Raw genomic sequence first — 18,129 nt, 5'->3', positions numbered from 1 at the left:
TTTTTATAATGAAAAAAATATTTATTAGCTTAATAATTATAACAAGTTTTTTAAATTCAACTTGTTACGCCGAAGAAATGAGTACAATAAAGGAACCCACTATGAACTCAACGCAAATACAACAAGCAAAAAACATACTTGAACCAAATTTTCAAAAGTTATTACAAAATGCAGAACGCGATTTTAATTTTGTATTAACTAAACAAGGACTCCACAATAAACAGCCTGTCACTCTTTATCGTTTTGAACCCAATGAAAGCATACATCTTGAACAACAACATGTTTCATTATTAATAAATGATACTACTAAAAATTTACAAGGATTAGTAAGATTACTACCTAAATATCAGTCTTCTAGCCAACAAGTTTCCAAAGAAATCGCATTACAAATTACTCTAAATTTTCTTAAAGACTATGCACCAGATTTATTAGAAAACTATAATAATAATTGGATCAATACCCATAACGAAACTATTATTGTTGATGGCAAAAAAAACACACTAACTGGAATGAAAGTCAAATGCCGTGATTTAAATACTGGCCTCTATTTTTGGACTATTATAGGACCTGATCAAACAGTAATGGTTTTTGAAAGAGATATTGACTGGGATTTTATTCGAGCAGGAAGGCAAACTCAAAAATGGTTACATGATAGTTGGTTAGCTAAACACTTATAATAGAAAAACAACTCTAAAAAACAAACGCTACAATTATTTATCAAATAAGCAAATTTTATACTGAAACGCATAATTTCCTGAAACATCTTAACAAGTATATTAACTTGTTAAGATGCAGTTATTTATAATAAAGATATCAATTACGAAATTCGCATTCCTGGTTTAGCGCCACTATCTGGTGATAGTAGGTACACACCTTCGCCATCATCTTTACCACTTGCACAAAGCACCATACCTTCTGAAACGCCAAAACGCATTTTGCGAGGTGCTAAGTTTGCAATCATAATAGTTAAACGACCTATCAGTACTTCAGGATCTGGATAGAATTGCTTAATGCCAGAAAACACATTACGCGTTTCATCACCAATATCAAGCGTTAGTTGAAGTAATTTATCTGATCCTTCAACAAAACTGGCGTGTTTAATTAAAGCAACTCGCATGTCGACTTTAGCAAAATCGTCAAAATTAATTGTTTCAGCGATAGGTTCGGCAACTTGGGTTTTAGCTGGTGTTGCTAAGACAGCTTGTTGTTTAGTTTCTTCAATCATGGCTGTGACTTTGTCCATATCAATACGGTTAAATAAAGCTTTAAATTGATTAATCTTGTGGTTTGTTAACGCATCCCCAATGGTATTCCATTCTAATTTACTATTTAAAAATGCCTCAGTTCGTTCAGCTAATGACGGTACAATCGGTTTTAAATAGGTCATTAAAATGCGGAATAAGTGAATCCCCATTGAGCAAATATCTTGCAATGCTTGATCTTGTCCTTCTTGCTTAGCAACAACCCATGGTGCTTTTTCGTCAATATAACGATTCGCTTCATCGGCAAGCGCCATGATCTCACGAATGGCTTTACCTGATTCGCGTTGTTCAAAGAAATCGGCAATCACTTTCGCTTTTTCCACAAATAATCCATAAAGCGCTGGCTCTGCCACTTTATCCGATAATTTGCCCTCAAAACGTTTATAAATAAATCCAGCCGAACGTGAAGCAATGTTGACCACTTTATTAACTAAATCACTATTCACACGTTGCACAAAATCTTCAAGGTTTAAATCAATATCATCAATATGCGGTGATAATTTAGCAGCGTAATAGTAACGTAAACAATCGGGATCTAAATGTTTTAAATAGGTGCTTGCTTGAATAAACGTACCGCGTGATTTAGACATTTTAGCGCCATCAACGGTCACATAGCCATGAACAAAAATATTCGATGGTTTGTGATATTGGCTACCTTCAAGCATTGCAGGCCAAAATAAGCTGTGGAAGTAAACAATATCTTTACCAATAAAATGGTAAAGCTCTGTACTGGAATCTTTATTCCAAAATTCGTCAAAAATGGGTTTATTTTGTTTATTGCAGTAATTTAAAAAAGATCCCATATAACCAATGGGCGCATCTAACCAAACATAAAAATATTTACCTGGCGCATCTGGGATTTCAAAACCAAAATAAGGCGCGTCACGGCTAATATCCCATGGTTGCAAGCCAGCTTCAAACCATTCTTGCATTTTATTAGCGACTTGATCTTGCAACGTCCCAGAACGGATCCACGCTTGCAACATATTTGAGAAAGCAGGCAGATCAAAAAAGAAGTGCTCTGATTCTTTCATAATGGGGGTGGCTCCCGAAACAACAGACTTAGGGTTAATCAAATCAATCGGGTTATAAGTTGCACTACAAACTTCACAGTTATCACCATACTGATCTGGCGCTTTGCAACGTGGACAAGTGCCTTTTACAAAACGATCGGGCAAAAACATCTGTTTTTCAGGATCGAATAGCTGTGAAATGATTTTAGTTTTAATGTAACCATTAGCCTTTAAACGCTGATAAATCTGCTCTGATATTTCGCGATTTTCAGGACTATGTGTTGAGTGGTAATTATCATAACTAATATGGAACCCAGCAAAATCACGTTGATGTTCAGTTTTTACTTCACTGATCATTTGCTCTGGCGTGATACCTAATTGTTGAGCCTTAAGCATAATTGGCGTACCATGCGCATCATCAGCACAAATAAAATAAATTTCATTATCACGCATGCGTTGATAGCGTACCCACACATCAGCTTGAATATGTTCAAGCATGTGCCCTAAATGAATTGAACCATTGGCATAAGGAAGTGCACAAGTCACCAATATTTTGCGTTGAGTTGTCATATTAATTTATTGTCCCTTTTTATATAATAGCAGAAATAGTACATCAATCGTGGGATTATCGCTAGATTTATGCCATAATTTGATTAAATTTCTATACTCGATTGCGCTTTGTAAGCAAGTAAGCAATGATTTTTTTTGAGGATGAAAATAATGTGCTTGATGGTGTCCCACCATTTACGATGTTTTACCCTCTTAAGGAGAATTGATTGAAAGTGAAATGGGCCTAAATGTCGATACATAAAGAGATAGCCATAATGAACATTGAAGTCAAAAAAATTCTTGAAAATTTTACGCATCCAACTTTACAAAAAAATTTACTTGAACTTAAAGCACTAAAAAAATGTGAAATAGTTAATCATTGTTTATCTATCACTTTAGCTATGCCCTTTGTTTGGCAAACCGCTTTTGAGGAATTGAAAAAAAAATCCACTCCTGAATTACTCAAGCTTAACAACATTAACGAAGTTGACTGGCATATTGAATACCCAATAGCGACATTAAGGCGCGCTAATGACCAACATGCCATTAACAATATAAAAAATATTATCGCCATAAGTTCAGGCAAAGGTGGCGTGGGTAAATCATCAACAGCCGTCAATCTTGCACTAGCTTTACAAAAACAAGGCGCCAAAGTAGGTATTTTAGATGCAGATATTTATGGCCCTTCAATTCCAACCATGTTAGGCACAGAAAAACAGCAACCGTTAACACCTGACAATAAACACATGACCCCAATTATGGCACACGGATTAGCCAGTAACTCTATTGGTTATTTAGTCGATCCAGATAGCGCCATGGTATGGCGTGGACCAATGGCAAGCAAGGCATTACTGCAAATATTACAAGATACATTATGGCCTGAACTTGATTATTTGGTTATTGATATGCCTCCGGGTACTGGGGACATCCAATTAACCCTAGCACAAAGCATTCCAGTAACGGCAGCAATCATTGTCAGTACACCACAAGACATAGCATTAATTGATGCCCAAAAAGGCATGACCATGTTTAATAAAGTCAACATCCCTACACTAGGCATTATTGAAAACATGAGTTACCACATTTGCGAAAATTGTGGTCATCACGAAGCCATTTTTGGCGAAGGTGGAGCACAGCGTTTAGCTGAGCAATATCAAACAAAATTACTCGGGAAAATGCCACTCCATAAAATGTTACGCCAAGATCTCGATACAGGGCAACCTACTGTTATTAGCCATCCTGATAGCGAATTTACCCAGCTTTATTGCCAAATTGCCGGGCGTATTGCCAGTGAGTTATATTGGCAAGGCGAAGCAATTTTACCGGATATTTCCTTTAAGGCGCTATAATAAAGAATAAGCTTGGCTGTCAACAACAGCCAATGCTATTGATATTTTATAATTAATTTGGCATCACATCGCCATGATCAGCTGCGCAATAACTGCCCATTATCACCCTTATTTTAAATGGCGGAACTCGGCTTTTGCCTTCGTTAATTGTTGATTAAAAACGGTATTCGTATGTAATTGAGCAACCACCGCAGCTGCCATCACCTTAGCAGCATCAACATCACTTTGCCAATGATAGCCACAAATAACGCGGCTTTCGCCAATCTCATAACCTCGTTTTAAAATTTCATTTTGACGCGCTGGATTTATCTCTGCTAACACAAGTGAAATAGCAAACCCCATTGTTGTATGACCAGAGGGATAGGATCCATTGGTCGATAGCGCTTTTTCATCATCTGGGCGACAGGTTGGTTCATGGAAAAATGAAAACGGTCGAATACGATTATAATGGTTTTTAGCTGAGCGCGTTGCCAAATCCCCTGCATCTTCTTTCATTGTAGTAACTAATTTGTAAATTTCTGGTGTTTTCTTATCAGAAATTTCAAAACCAAAAGATGGTGAAAATTGCTTAGTGATATTATCTTTACTTGAATCAGCATCTAAATAGGCCTGTTTTCCACGTTCTGTATTACGAACAGACTTACCCCAATCGTACATTGCTTTATCGCGTAAAAAATCAATGCTGTCAAAAGTAGGAGGCGGTGGCAAAAGCAGCAAGCTATTAGGTGCTTGTTCTTCTTTAAGGAAAAAATCATTAGGATCTGTTGTTACATCTTTTCCCCCAGAAGCGAAAACATTTGAACATATTAAAGAAGCAACAAATAACGAACAAAAAATTTTTTTTTGCATATACTTCTCCTTATACAAATAAGGGATAACTATCAAAACATGTTATCGAAACAAAAAACGCTTAAATAACATCCAATTAATGATTTTGTATGAAACAATAACACGGTCAGCAAGATATCAATAGCTGTTCAACAATAAAATACAGCAACATATTAATAAAGATTGAGTATTTTTAATGTGATAGTCATCACAATTATATTTACAGTGGAATATTTGAAAGGCTAATTTAGATCATTACCGTGACAAATATGCTCAATATTTATCACGGTTCTAGAATGAATTTAAGCAAAAATCTTATCGCGGAACATAAAAAATACTGCACCTAAAAGACACAAACCCGCCCAAATATAGTCTGTCTTAAATGGCTCTTTTAAAATATAAATTGAAAAAGGGATAAAAACAGACAAACTAATTACTTCCTGAATAATCTTTAATTGACTTGCGCTGGCAACCTGAAAACCAATGCGATTAGCAGGCACTTGCAATAAATACTCAAATAACGCAATCCCCCAGCTAGCAAACACCGCCACTAGCCAAACTTGGTTATGTAAAAACCGCAAATGCCCATACCACGCAAAAGTCATAAAAACATTACTAAAAGTCAGTAAACAAACAGTAATAAGTAATTGATTCATAGTGTTGATATAAGAGTAAAGAAAGGGACTGGCATTATATACCATTGTCTAATAAACATACAAAATAGAAATAATTTAATTACATTAAAAAAACAACATTATTAACAATAGTTGAAATTGGCTAATTCATCACTAAAAACATGATAGCGCTATTGCTCAGTAGTCTGTTTAGGTCTATATTGAATCAACGCCAATAGGTGCAAAATCTTTAATGCATTGAACGTCGTTATCCTATCAACACTGAAATTTATTACAACACAATTATTATCCCCCCAAAGGAAACAGTTATGCAAAAAAGAGTCAATGAAGTTACTATGCGTGGAGCCCCCATTACTTTGTTAGGTCCCAAAATCAACGTTGGTGACATAGCACCTGATTTTATTGTGCAAGATTTAGTAATGAAACCCATTAAATTATCCGATTTTAAAGGTAAAATCAGAATTATTAATTCGGTACCATCCATTGATACTTCGGTATGTAGTGCCCAAGTTCACCGTTTTAATGTCGAAGCGGCAAAATTAACCGATACTATAATATTTTCAATTAGCCTTGATTTACCTTTTGCATTAAATCGCTATTGTGCTGCTGAAGGCATTAATGCCGTTAAAGTGACGTCAGATCATAAAGACCTTGATTTTGGCCTAAAATATGGCACTGTTATTGAAGAACTACGTTTACTTTCCCGAGCCGTATTTGTTATTGATAAAAATGACAAAATTGCTTATGTTGAATATGTTAAAGAAACATCTTCAGAACCTAATTATGACAAAGCCCTAGCGGCGGTTAAAGCATTAGCATAAATCAAAGCAATAATACATCGCCATCCTCTACAAATAGTGGTGGCGATGATTTACTTTAAGATTTATTTAGAGTAGCTATTTAATAGACAAAATTATTCAGTTATAATCCAATAAAAACATACCTCTTCCATAATCTTAATCATGAATAATAGTATTCCCCGATCTCGCATTTGGTCATCAATTCTTTGCCTTGCATTTGCGGCATTTATTTTTAATACAACGGAATTTGTGCCCGTTGGGCTATTACCTAATATTGCTGAAAGCTTTTCAATGGATGTCGCTCATGCTGGATTATTACTCACCATTTATGCGTGGGCTGTCTCGTTATTATCATTGCCACTCACAGTATTAACGTCAAAAATGGAACGAAGAAAGCTACTCATCCTTTTATTTTGCCTATTTATTGGTAGTCATATTTTAGCTGGGTTTGCGTGGAATTTTTACAGTTTGATGGTAGCAAGAATTGGTATTGCTTGTGCTCATGCGGTATTTTGGGCAATTACAACACCACTTGCCGTTCGGTTAGCGCCCAATGGTAAAAAAGCTAAAGCCATGGGCTTTATTGTTATTGGCGTATCGATGGCAACCATTCTAGGCATTCCAATTGGCACCATCATAGGACAACTCGTTGGCTGGCGTGTGACTTTTTTATGTATTGCTGGTATCGCTTTTTGCGTGATGATATTACTACTCCGCTTATTGCCTACTGTACCAAGCATGGATATTATCTCTATCAAAGATATTCCAATGGTATTAAAACGCCCAATACTGCTAAACATTTATCTATTAATAGCCATTATAATTGCTGGCCACTTCACTGCTTATACCTACATTACGCCATTTATGAAAGATGTTGGCGGATTTAATCAAAATGTTATCGTCGCTTTATTGTTAGTAGTCGGTTTTTCTGGCATGATTGGCAGCGTTATTTTTGCAAAATACGCCGAAAAAAATCCAACCGCCATTTTAGTGATCCCTATGTTGTCATTGATCGCTTGTTTATTATCACTTTATGTCTGTTCGTTCACACTTTATACCGCAATCATCCAATGTTTGATCTGGGGGCTTTCGATTACCATTATTGGCATGGTCATGCAAAGCAAAGTCATCGATGCAGCGCCCGATGCAACCGATATTGCCACATCTGTTTATTCAGGTATTTACAATATTGGAATAGGCGGAGGTGCTTTTATAGGTAGTAAAGTATTAATTTTACTATCAACGGAGGATATTGGTTTTGTTGGCGCCGTTTTCGTTATTATTGCGTTGTTATTTTTCTGTCTTTGTTCTAGAAAATTGTGGAATAATAAAACCATTTTATAAAAATCTTAAAGCTCAGAAACAGCATTATTTATTATATAGCGCCAATAAATAATGCTGAAAATAACACTCTTACATTATGATTTACTTAAAGACTCTAACTGTTCCCAGCGTTCAAAAGCAGATTCTAATTCGGCTTCTTTGTCGGTCAAAGATTGTAAGATTGGACCTGTAACCTCGTGGGGTTGATTAAAAAAGTCGCTTTGACTAATCTGTGCTTGTAAATCAGCAATGGCTAATTCTAATTGTTCTATTTTGCTTGGTAATTGTGTTAACTCTCGTTGTTCATTATAACTCAGCTTAACCTTCTTTTTAGTGGCTTGATCATTGCTTTTGTTATTCGCCGTGCTTAATGCTTTTTTAGGCTGTTTAACATCATTAACTGTCGCTACTTTAACCGGTTGTGCTTGTTGCTGTTGTTGCAGAGCATCGGCATAACCACCGGCATAAATACCAATATGCCCTTTGTCCTCAAAAAAACAACATTGGGTAACCACATTATCAACAAACTGCCGATCATGACTAACTAGTAAGACTGTTCCCTGATAATCATTAACCAACTCTTCTAACAATTCCAGTGTTTCAATATCCAGATCATTGGTCGGTTCATCAAGTATTAATAAATTACTAGGCTTTAAAAATAGTTTAGCCAGCAATAAACGATTACGCTCCCCACCTGATAATGCACGAACAGGTGTTCGGGCGCGTTTTGGCGGGAATAAAAAATCTTGCAGATAACCAAGTACATGACGTGATCGTCCATTAACCATCACTTCTTGTTTACCTTCAGCTAAATTATCCATCACGGTTTTTTCAGGATCGAGCTCTAACCGATATTGATCAAAATAAGCTACTTCAAGCTTGGTACCGCAATGCACACTACCTGATGTTGGCGTTAAATTACCCAACATCAGTTTTAACAACGTTGTTTTACCAATACCATTAGGGCCAATTAAAGCAATCTTATCACCTCGTAATACTTGTACAGAAAAATCATTAACGAGCAACTTATCCCCAATCTGATAGGTCACATTTTCAAGCTCAAAAACGATTTTTCCTGAACGTAATGCCTCTTCAATTTGCATTTTGGCACTACCCATCACTTGGCGACGCTCGCTATACTCTTGGCGCATTGCTTTTAATGCACGTACTCGCCCTTCATTACGTGTACGGCGTGCTTTAATCCCTTGGCGAATCCAGACCTCTTCTTGGGCTAATTTCTTATCAAATTCGGCATTTTGCAACTCTTCAACACGTAGTGCTTCTTCTTTGCCAATTAAATAGTTATCGTAATTACCACTCCAAGAGGCTATTTTGCCGCGATCTAAATCAATAATGCGTGTTGCCATTTGGCGAATAAAAGAGCGATCATGAGAAATAAATACAATACTGCCATTAAAGCTTTTTAAAAACTCTTCTAACCATTTTATAGTTTGAATATCTAAATGGTTGGTTGGTTCATCAAGCAATAAAACCGACGGTTGGCAAACCAAAGCTCTGGCCAATGCGGCTTTACGAAGCCAGCCACCAGATAGCGAAGATAGCAAAGCATCGCCATCAAGCGATAGCGACGAAATAACATTATGAATACGACTATCTAATTGCCAGCCATTTTGGTGATCTAATTGCTCTTGCATTTTAGCTAATTTGGTTAAATTGCTTTCGCAAGGGTCTTGCTCTACTTGATGTGCCAAATCGTAATAATCACGTAATAATTGCGCTTGTTCATGCAACCCTTCGGCCACAAAGTCAAATACATTGCCTTGCACATCGCGAGGAGGATCTTGTTGCAAACGTGAAACAATCACATTATTTTCATAAATAATTTGACCTTCATCTAATGGTATTTCTTTGTTTAATACTTTCAGTAACGTTGATTTGCCCGCACCATTACGACCAACAAGGCAAACTCGTTCGTTTGGTTCAATAGACATATCAATATGATCGAGCAGTGGCGCATCACTAAATGAAAGGTAAGCATTGGTAAGATTAATTAATGACATAATGGTGATTTTTATTTGGATATTAAGTAATAAGGCATTATTCTACCATAAAGTTAGCCAAGGCAAATAAATCAAAAAATAAAGAAGCACTAATAGGTCTCACAAATATTAGAAATCACTGTTCTATCCTATAAAAAAAAATAAATACTGTTATATTAATGAATAAAAATATTAATGAGTTTCGGTGTGGAGATTATTATGAGCCATATGTGGACATTCCAGCGCGTTGGTGGGTTGGATCAAGTTGTATTTAAAAGTGCTGATGACATTATCAATTTACCAGATTTAGACCCTAAATTATGGGTAGCATTAAGCTGCCCAACAACAGGGTTAGATTTTGACGAGCGAACCTTAGCATTACTTGATTCAGATCAAGATGGACGTATTCGCATTCCTGATATTTTAGATGCTATCAGTTGGACACAAGATAAAATCGTGTCATTTGATAGCATTTTAACAATGAGTGAAACACTACCTTTATCACAAATTAAAACGTCTACCCCACAAGGGGAAAAACTCTCTACTACGGCACGGAGTATTTTGGCTAGTTTGAATAAAAGTAATGTGGATTATTTAACACAAGATGATATATGGCAATCAATTAAAACCAATGCTGATAAACTTTATAATGGCGATTTAATCTTCCCTGCATCAAGTGAATTATCAAGCGACATGCAAACCTTTATTCAAACAGCAATCAAAACCACTGGTGCACAAAAAGATATGAGTGGACAAGAGGGGATTGATTTAAACATTGCCACCACATTTGTTGAAAACTTAAAAACTTGGTTGCAATGGCAAGCAAAAATAAATAATACCGATACACCATTTGGTGAAAATAGCGCTGAAATATGGAAGCTAATTCAACTATTAAAACCCAAAATTGATGATTATTTTTTACGTGTTGAATTGGCGCAATATGCCCCACAAGCACAAACAGCGCTTAACGTAGACGAAAAGTATATCGTACCGACACAAAATGGATTATTGTCTGATGAGGCTTTAGCCGAATTACCTCTATCAAAAATCGACACAGTTGAGGTGCTTGATTTAGTCAATGGAATAAACCCTCTTTGGAAAACTAAAATTAGTCGGTTTAAAACATTAGTAGAAACATCCTTATCCAATTCAGACCAGCTAACACAGCAAGAATGGCAACATATTCAACAAAGCTTGCAAGCTTACGCTAAACTGATTAGTTCTAAGCCCGAATTAGCACAATTAACTGTTGCAATTGAACCCTCTGCCAGCATAGAAGATATACCAAATAATCTCATGATTAGCCTAGCTAACGACGATTTGTTAACCGAATTTCAGCAAATGGTTGAACAAGATAATAAAACGCCAATATCGGCGTCAGACATTCTCATATTAGAAAAATTAGTCTTATTTCATAAACATTTATATCGTTTATTGGTTAACTTTGCGTCTTTTGCTGACTTCTTCTCACCAAATACGCGAGCTGCATTTCAGCTTGGTAAGCTTTATATTGATGGTCGCTGTGCAACCCTTTGCGTTGCAGTTGATAATATTGCTAAGCACGTAACAATGGCAAATTATTCCGAACTTTGTTTACTTTATTGTGAATGCACAAGGCATGGGCAAAAGCAACTCATTGCCGCGGCAATGACAGCAGGGCAAGGCGATTTATTACTTGAAGGTCGCAATGGTGTATTTATCGATAATAAAGGAAATGATTGGGATGCCAATGTGGTTAAAATAATCACTAAGCCAATTAGCATTCAACAAGCAATTTTAGCACCTTATCAACGTATTGGTCGCTGTATTACTGAACAAATTAACAAATGGGCTAGCAGTAAAGATGCCAATATTGAAAAATCAAGTGAACAAGCTTTGCAAAACCCAGCAAATAAATTTGATATTGGTAAAAGCGTTGGTATTTTTGCCGCAATTGGTTTAGCTGTAGGTGCAATAGGTACGGCATTAGCCTCTATTTTTCAAGCAATTTTTTCGCTAACTTGGTGGCAATTTCCTTTATTCTTTATTGGATTATTCTTAATTATTTCAGGACCGTCTGTTATTTTGGCATGGTTAAAGTTACGACGTAGAACTCTAGGTCCACTACTTGAAGCATCAGGTTGGGCAATTAATGGTCAAGTTAAAATCAACTTAATGTTGGGTAGTTTGCTCACCAGCAAAGCTGAACTGCCATCAAACGCAAAACGCAATTTGCGTGACCCAATGAAAAACAACAGCAACAAAGTTTTAATTGCCGCTTTTGGGTTAGCTATTTTACTTGGTATTGGCGCAATGGGCGGTTGGTTATGGCACAAAGGTTATTTAGAACACTATATCGAACTACAAAAGCAAGAAAAAAACCAAGATAATACAACGAATGATAAATAAAAATCATTTTATAAAACAATTCATTAAAAAATTGCCGATAATAGTCGGCAATTTTTTATCAATAATTAATGCTGATAAACTGGTAATCGACGGCAAATAGTTAACACTTTTTCTTTCACTGTTTGAATGGTTTGTTCATCATCAATATTGTCTAACACATCACAAATCCAATTGGCCAAATCACGTGATTCGGCTTCTTTAAAGCCTCGACGAGTAATAGCTGGTGTACCAATACGCACACCCGATGTTACAAATGGGCTTTGCGGATCTTTAGGTACGCTATTTTTATTAACAGTAATATTAGCACTACCCAAAGCGGCATCAGCTTCTTTACCTGTAATATTTTTGTCGACTAAATCAATTAAGAATAGGTGATTGTTTGTTTCACCAGATACCACTTTATAACCACGATTTAAAATCACTTCCACCATAGCTTTAGCATTGTTAACTACTTGATGTTGATATTGTTTATACGCAGGTTCCATGGCTTCTTTTAATGCAACAGCTTTAGCTGCAATCACATGCATTAAAGGACCGCCTTGTGCTCCTGGGAAAACCGCTGAATTTAGTTTTTTATATAAGTCCTCACTACCACCTTTAGCTAAAATTAATCCCCCTCGTGGACCTCCTAGGGTTTTATGTGTTGTAGTGGTAACAACATGCGCATAAGGAACAGGATTTGGATAAACGCCCGCTGCAACTAAACCTGCTACATGCGCCATATCTACAAATAAGTAAGCGCCTACGCTATCGGCAATTTCGCGCATACGCTTCCAATCAACTACGCCAGAGTAAGCCGAAAACCCGCCAATAATCATTTTAGGTTTTGATGCTTGAGCAATGTTAGCCAGCTGTTGATAATCAATATGGCCAGAATCATCAACGCCATAAGAAACAACATGATAAAGTTTGCCTGAAAAGCTCACTGGCGAACCATGCGTTAAATGACCTCCCTCGGATAAATTCATACCTAAAACGGTATCCCCTATTTTTAACAGTGCCATATAAACCGCAAAATTAGCTTGTGAACCCGAATGCGGTTGCACATTGGCATAGTCCGCACCAAATAACTCCTTAGCACGCTCTATTGCTAATTTTTCAACAATATCAACATATTCACAACCACCATAATAGCGTTTGCCAGGATAACCTTCAGCATATTTATTGGTAAGTTGTGAGCCTTGCGCTTGCATTACTCGTGGGCTGGTATAGTTCTCTGATGCGATCAGTTCAAGATGATCTTCTTGACGCTGTTCTTCGCCTTTAATGGCATTCCACAATTCCTTATCATAATCGGCAATAGTCATATCTTTACTAAACATGTTGACTCCTTATTGTTCATTGCATTAGTCTTAAAGGCTTTGCTATACATAGTGTATAAAAATATTACTGTCAGTTATCCTTACTTAATTAACGTGCGATTTCAATCTTTTTTTAAGGTTATAAAAAAAATTTATGACAAATCGATATCAAGAATAACGCATTTACAAATCACCATTAAAATAGTGGTTTAATGTGGATATATTTAATATTTTCAAAAACAAGGAAGTATTTGCATACTGTGAATAAAAGACCGCCAAAAAAGAGTGCATTTTTACCTCTAAAAGTTGTTCAGAAAAACTATTGATTTTATTAATTTTTTTAATTGCATTTACTTACCAATACAAAACGAACTAAATATACGGCCTAATAAGTCATTGGAGGTAAATTCTCCCGTGATTTCGCTTAAAGCTTCTTGAGCTAACCTTAGCTCTTCAGCTAATAATTCACCAGCATGAAAAACAACGAGTTTATGTTTGCCATTGTTTAAGTGCTGAGCTGCCTTTTCAAGTGCTTGTAGGTGGCGGCGACGTGCTAAAAATCCTCCCTCGGTACTACTGGTATAGCCCATGGCTTGTTTTAGATGATCACGTAGCAGTCCTATCCCTTCACCCGTTCGTGCAGATAGTTGGATCTGCGAGTAACCATTTGCTTCGCTATAACCTAGGGATTCGCCAGTTAAATCTGCTTTATTGCGAATAACGGTAACAGGCATATTTTTAGGTAAGCGTTCAATAAATTCTGGCCATAATTTTTCGGGATTGGATTCGGTCGTTGTTGTACTATCGACCATAAATAATACCCTATCTGCTTGTTCAATTTCTTGCCAAGCACGCTCAATACCAATTCGCTCTACTTCATCACTGGCTTCACGTAGACCTGCGGTGTCAATAATATGTAACGGCATACCATCGATATGAATATATTCACGTAGTACATCTCGGGTCGTTCCTGCTATATCAGTCACTATGGCGGCATCACGCCCTGCTAGTGCATTAAGCAAACTGGATTTACCTGCATTAGGGCGCCCAGCAATGACCACCTTCATTCCTTCTCGTAACAGTGTTCCTTGCTTAGCTTCTTGGCGAACTTCAGCTAAGCGAGTAATTACTTCATTTAGCTGAGACTCAATTTTACCATCCGATAAAAAGTCTATTTCTTCTTCAGGAAAATCAATTGCTGCTTCGGTAAAAATGCGTAAATGGATTAATGACTCAACCAGTGCATTTACTTTTTTAGAAAATACTCCTTGTAAGGATGATATTGCTGATTTTGCTGCCTGTTCCGAACTAGCATCAATTAAATCAGCAATCGCTTCGGCTTGGGCTAGATCTAGCTTATCATTTAAAAATGCGCGCTCTGAAAATTCACCAGGGCGTGCAATACGGACATTAGGCACTTCCAGAACTCGTTTTAACAATAAATCGAGAATAACTGGCCCACCATGCCCTTGTAGTTCAAGCACATCTTCGCCAGTAAATGAATATGGATTTGGAAAAAATAAAGCGATGCCTTCATCTAAAGTTGAACCATCTGATGCTAAAAAAGATAAATAATCAGCGTGGCGTGGTTTAGGTAATTTACCTAATATAGATTGAGCTACTGCTCGGGCTTGAGATCCCGAAATACGTAAAATCCCAACACCTCCACGGCCAGGTGGGGTTGCCTGTGCAACAATAGTATCTAAATTCATATGTATTAATTTCTAAATTAAATAGCAATGTGCCATAATATCATGGACAAGATGCCAAAAACAGCTACTGCTTACTTATCTAGTGATGATAAGAATAAGCTATATATAAAAAAATTAAAAGATTTGATAAGTTGTTAAAAGCTACCATACCTAATTTAATTTTTAGGGTGATCAAATAACCAAGAATTAGCCAAAGCAAGTGGTTCTCTTATCATCGCAATATATTTATCAAAATTAGAAAAGCTCAAGGGCGCTGACAATCCAGATACATCATTAAATCCTGAGCGTTTAGCCAGCATTACTGAACGTAATAAATGAAAATCATTAGTTACAATTATCGTTTTCCCCAATGGTAAAATGCGATTAGCGTATACGAATTGTTGCGCAGTTCGGGTTGATTTATCTTCAATATAGATTCGTGAAGCATCTATTCCTTTATTCACTAAGTAATTAAACATCACACTGGCTTCGCTTGCTGATTCATCTTTACCTTGTCCACCACAAACAACGACTTTAGTTTGAAGATGATTTTGTAAGTAAGTAGCGGCAATATCTAAACGAATTTGTAAAGTTAAAGGCGCTGTAGCTGGCGTGCCGACAACTTGAGAGCCTAACACAACCATAGTTTCAGCATTATCAACGGGCTTTTGTTGTGCATAAATAAAAATAATAATATTACAGACAATAAAATAACTTAAAATAGCGATTACAGAATGCTTTAATAACTTAAATATATTCATTAAATTAACATCCTTTTTTAAAGCAATTCTTAAAATGATCATCAACCAGTCCCATTGATTGCATAAAAGCATAACAAATTGTGGAGCCAACAAAACTAAAGCCTCTTCTTTTTAACTCCCTTGACATGTTGTCAGATATTTCGGTGCTTACAGGTACTTCACTTTTATCTTTAAAGTGGTTAATAATGGGTTTACCGTTTACAAAAGACCAGATAAATTGCGAGAAATCTTCCCCTTTTTTTTGCATGTTTAAATAAGCATGGGCATTTTTGACAATGCTATTTAATTTTAAACGATTACGGATCAATCCTTTATTTTCAAGTAATTGCTCAATATCTTCAGTTGACAATCTTATGATTTTTTTAGGGTCAAAATTGAAAAAGCAGCGGCGATATTCATCACGCTTTTTCAAAACAGTAATCCATGATAACCCTGCTTGTTGCCCTTCAAGGCAAATCATTTCAAATAATTTAAGACTATTATGTTGAACAATGCCCCATTCGTTATCGTGGTAATGAATATATATGGGATCATTCAAAACCCAATCACAACGTACTTTTTCGTTATTTTGCATCAAATTTTACCTAGCTTATCTATTATTAATTATGCTTTATGTCGATTTGTATTTTTTAAGCATAAATTGGTTGGATTATAAATCAAATAAGTTGATTTGTTGTATACATTAAATTTTTTTATGATGAAAAAAAGGACTTTTTTTTATGGCAGAATGAAGCTCACATTTTTATCTTAAATCAATAAAAGACAGTTCTTTATTTTTTTACTTAATTTAATAATAAGGTTTTCCATGAGTCAGTCTGAGATCAACACCGAATGGCAGCCTAGCGCTCGACCATTAACTTGTCAGGATTTTAAAACGTTAGTTTTATCCTCTTTAGGTGGTACATTAGAATTTTATGATTTTGTTATCTATGCACTTTACATTGATACCATCGTCAAGCCACTCTTTTTACCGCATACACTTTCACCATTAACGTTAGATTTGTTTGCTTGGGGTATTTTTGCTGCCGGTTATTTAGTTCGCCCTGTTGGTGGCATTATTATGGCTCACTTTGGTGATAAAGTTGGGCGTAAAAAAATGTTTACCTTAAGTGTTGCTATGATGGCTCTACCAACATTTATCATTGGTATATTGCCAACTTACGATATGATTGGCATTTTTGCACCGCTGTTATTGTTAGTAATGCGAATGCTACAAGGTGCTGCTATAGGTGGCGAAATGCCAGGTGCGTGGGTGTTTATTGCTGAACATGTGCCAAAGCAACGTTATGGGCTTGGTGTAGGGACATTAACTTCTGGCATCACTGGTGGTATTTTACTTGGGTTTATTGTAACTATTATTATTGATCTTTGTTTTACTAAACAAAATATTTTAGATTATGCTTGGCGTATTCCGTTTATTATTGGTGGTATTTTTGGCATTATTTCAGTTTATTTAAGACGTTTTCTCTCTGAAACACCTATTTTTAAAGAGTTAGCCGCCCGTAAAGCTATCGAAAAAAATATTCCTGTAGTTACAGTGCTACAGAAACACAAAACAGCATGTGTGATTGTTGCATTACTAACTTGGTCGTTATCAACAGCAATTATGGTGGGGATTTTAATTACTCCTGGACGTATTGTCGGTGGAATGTATCACTTTACTAACCTTGATTGGCGTGTTGGCGGTTGTATTGCAGCATTAACATTAACAATCGGCTGTGTTATTTCCGGTTGGCTAGAAGACAAGTTAGGAACCACTAAAACCGTTGTCATTACTTGGGGTGGGTTGGCTATTACTAGTATCTACTTTTATAGCTCCTTAAGTCCAGAAATATCGTTAACTCAACTTTATTGGACATGGGCTGCGTTTGGTCTTTTCATTGGGGCTATCGCTATGACACCAATTATTGGAACGAGAACTTTTCCTCCAGCTATTCGCTATTCTGGCTTATCGTTTTCTTACAATTTAGCCTATGCACTATTTAGTGCATTTACACCGACTTTAACAATTTATCTATTAAGCACTGAACATTTATTAGGTCAGTATAGTTATCTTGGTGCAGGCCTTTATATCTCTTTTGTGGCATTAATTGCGATTGCTGTCGGTTTCTACCCACTTGCAAAACAAGGATGGAATAGTAACTCAGGTCATTAATCAGTAACTACAACCAATAAAAAGCAGGGCTTTTACCCTGCTTTTTATTTTATTGTGTACTACACAATAACTGA

Annotated in this window: 14 protein-coding genes; 6 read left to right on the top strand and 8 right to left on the bottom strand. The window is 36.3% G+C overall.

The features are described 5' to 3' along the window. Positions 1-101: 101 nt before the first annotated feature. Entirely contained in the window at positions 102-677 is a 576-nt protein-coding gene (locus A9G42_RS10790) for a hypothetical protein (RefSeq protein WP_065580444.1), read from the top strand. Between the two features lie 140 nt (positions 678-817). Here A9G42_RS10790 and metG read toward each other — a convergent pair whose 3' ends face one another. Next, positions 818-2,845: a methionine--tRNA ligase gene (gene metG / locus A9G42_RS10785; protein ID WP_065653422.1), complete on the bottom strand. Its 2,028-nt coding sequence runs from the start codon at positions 2,843-2,845 to the stop codon at positions 818-820. 227 nt (positions 2,846-3,072) lie between these two features. On the opposite strand from metG, the gene apbC reads away from it, so the two are divergent. Next, the gene (gene apbC, locus A9G42_RS10780; RefSeq protein ID WP_065582441.1) at positions 3,073-4,173 is read left to right on the top strand and encodes an iron-sulfur cluster carrier protein ApbC; all 1,101 of its coding nucleotides are present in this window, start codon (positions 3,073-3,075) and stop codon (positions 4,171-4,173) included. Between the two features lie 108 nt (positions 4,174-4,281). On the opposite strand, the gene A9G42_RS10775 is transcribed toward apbC, so the two are convergent. Beyond that, positions 4,282-5,022, bottom strand: a complete 741-nt coding sequence (locus A9G42_RS10775; protein ID WP_065582440.1) for an acid phosphatase — start codon at positions 5,020-5,022, stop codon at positions 4,282-4,284. Between the two features lie 281 nt (positions 5,023-5,303). Continuing rightward, positions 5,304-5,657, bottom strand: coding sequence for a DMT family protein (locus tag A9G42_RS10770; protein ID WP_065582439.1), 354 nt, complete (start codon positions 5,655-5,657; stop codon positions 5,304-5,306). Between the two features lie 287 nt (positions 5,658-5,944). Here A9G42_RS10770 and tpx point away from each other — a divergent pair, with 287 nt between their 5' ends. Both tpx and A9G42_RS10760 read left to right on the top strand, forming a co-directional pair. Then, entirely contained in the window at positions 5,945-6,457 is a 513-nt protein-coding gene (tpx, locus tag A9G42_RS10765; RefSeq protein ID WP_065582438.1) for a thiol peroxidase, read from the top strand. Between the two features lie 141 nt (positions 6,458-6,598). Then, a complete protein-coding gene (locus tag A9G42_RS10760; protein ID WP_065582437.1) occupies positions 6,599-7,780 on the top strand; it encodes a sugar transporter in 1,182 nt (393 codons plus the stop codon). Between the two features lie 74 nt (positions 7,781-7,854). Here A9G42_RS10760 and A9G42_RS10755 read toward each other — a convergent pair whose 3' ends face one another. After that, the gene (locus A9G42_RS10755) at positions 7,855-9,780 is read right to left on the bottom strand and encodes an ABC transporter ATP-binding protein (RefSeq protein ID WP_065582436.1); all 1,926 of its coding nucleotides are present in this window, start codon (positions 9,778-9,780) and stop codon (positions 7,855-7,857) included. 198 nt (positions 9,781-9,978) lie between these two features. Between A9G42_RS10755 and A9G42_RS10750 the strand changes: the two genes are divergently transcribed. After that, entirely contained in the window at positions 9,979-12,147 is a 2,169-nt protein-coding gene (locus A9G42_RS10750; RefSeq protein ID WP_065653421.1) for a MerC domain-containing protein, read from the top strand. A 65-nt stretch (positions 12,148-12,212) separates the two neighbouring features. Here A9G42_RS10750 and glyA read toward each other — a convergent pair whose 3' ends face one another. The 4 genes from glyA to A9G42_RS10730 all read right to left on the bottom strand — a co-directional run bounded on the left by glyA (position 12,213) and on the right by A9G42_RS10730 (position 16,474). Beyond that, positions 12,213-13,469: a serine hydroxymethyltransferase gene (glyA, locus tag A9G42_RS10745; protein WP_065653420.1), complete on the bottom strand. Its 1,257-nt coding sequence runs from the start codon at positions 13,467-13,469 to the stop codon at positions 12,213-12,215. Between the two features lie 329 nt (positions 13,470-13,798). Continuing rightward, complete coding sequence (gene mnmE, locus A9G42_RS10740) at positions 13,799-15,160, bottom strand: tRNA uridine-5-carboxymethylaminomethyl(34) synthesis GTPase MnmE (RefSeq protein ID WP_065653419.1); 1,362 nt, start codon at positions 15,158-15,160, stop codon at positions 13,799-13,801. A 155-nt stretch (positions 15,161-15,315) separates the two neighbouring features. Beyond that, complete coding sequence (locus A9G42_RS10735) at positions 15,316-15,900, bottom strand: YdcF family protein (RefSeq protein ID WP_065653468.1); 585 nt, start codon at positions 15,898-15,900, stop codon at positions 15,316-15,318. Between the two features lie 4 nt (positions 15,901-15,904). Continuing rightward, on the bottom strand, positions 15,905-16,474 hold the full coding sequence (locus A9G42_RS10730) for a DNA-3-methyladenine glycosylase I (protein ID WP_065653418.1): 570 nt from the start codon (positions 16,472-16,474) through the stop codon (positions 15,905-15,907). Between the two features lie 231 nt (positions 16,475-16,705). Between A9G42_RS10730 and A9G42_RS10725 the strand changes: the two genes are divergently transcribed. Further along, positions 16,706-18,055 (top strand): MFS transporter, encoded by a 1,350-nt coding sequence (locus tag A9G42_RS10725; protein WP_065653417.1) that lies wholly within the window; start codon positions 16,706-16,708, stop codon positions 18,053-18,055. Positions 18,056-18,129: the final 74 nt, after the last annotated feature.

The organism is Gilliamella sp. Nev6-6, assembly GCF_001690605.1.
Taxonomy (GTDB): Bacteria; Pseudomonadota; Gammaproteobacteria; order Enterobacterales; family Orbaceae; genus Gilliamella; species Gilliamella apicola_C.
This window is presented reverse-complemented; position numbering and strand designations above follow the sequence as displayed.

Coding starts and splice junctions, on each gene's coding strand:
- A9G42_RS10790 (WP_065580444.1), top strand. CDS start 102: ATGAACTCAACGCAAATACAACAAGCAAAAAACATACTTGAACCAAAT.
- metG (WP_065653422.1), bottom strand. CDS start 2,845: ATGACAACTCAACGCAAAATATTGGTGACTTGTGCACTTCCTTATGCC.
- apbC (WP_065582441.1), top strand. CDS start 3,073: ATGTCGATACATAAAGAGATAGCCATAATGAACATTGAAGTCAAAAAA.
- A9G42_RS10775 (WP_065582440.1), bottom strand. CDS start 5,022: ATGCAAAAAAAAATTTTTTGTTCGTTATTTGTTGCTTCTTTAATATGT.
- A9G42_RS10770 (WP_065582439.1), bottom strand. CDS start 5,657: ATGAATCAATTACTTATTACTGTTTGTTTACTGACTTTTAGTAATGTT.
- tpx (WP_065582438.1), top strand. CDS start 5,945: ATGCAAAAAAGAGTCAATGAAGTTACTATGCGTGGAGCCCCCATTACT.
- A9G42_RS10760 (WP_065582437.1), top strand. CDS start 6,599: ATGAATAATAGTATTCCCCGATCTCGCATTTGGTCATCAATTCTTTGC.
- A9G42_RS10755 (WP_065582436.1), bottom strand. CDS start 9,780: ATGTCATTAATTAATCTTACCAATGCTTACCTTTCATTTAGTGATGCG.
- A9G42_RS10750 (WP_065653421.1), top strand. CDS start 9,979: ATGAGCCATATGTGGACATTCCAGCGCGTTGGTGGGTTGGATCAAGTT.
- glyA (WP_065653420.1), bottom strand. CDS start 13,469: ATGTTTAGTAAAGATATGACTATTGCCGATTATGATAAGGAATTGTGG.
- mnmE (WP_065653419.1), bottom strand. CDS start 15,160: ATGAATTTAGATACTATTGTTGCACAGGCAACCCCACCTGGCCGTGGA.
- A9G42_RS10735 (WP_065653468.1), bottom strand. CDS start 15,900: ATGAATATATTTAAGTTATTAAAGCATTCTGTAATCGCTATTTTAAGT.
- A9G42_RS10730 (WP_065653418.1), bottom strand. CDS start 16,474: ATGCAAAATAACGAAAAAGTACGTTGTGATTGGGTTTTGAATGATCCC.
- A9G42_RS10725 (WP_065653417.1), top strand. CDS start 16,706: ATGAGTCAGTCTGAGATCAACACCGAATGGCAGCCTAGCGCTCGACCA.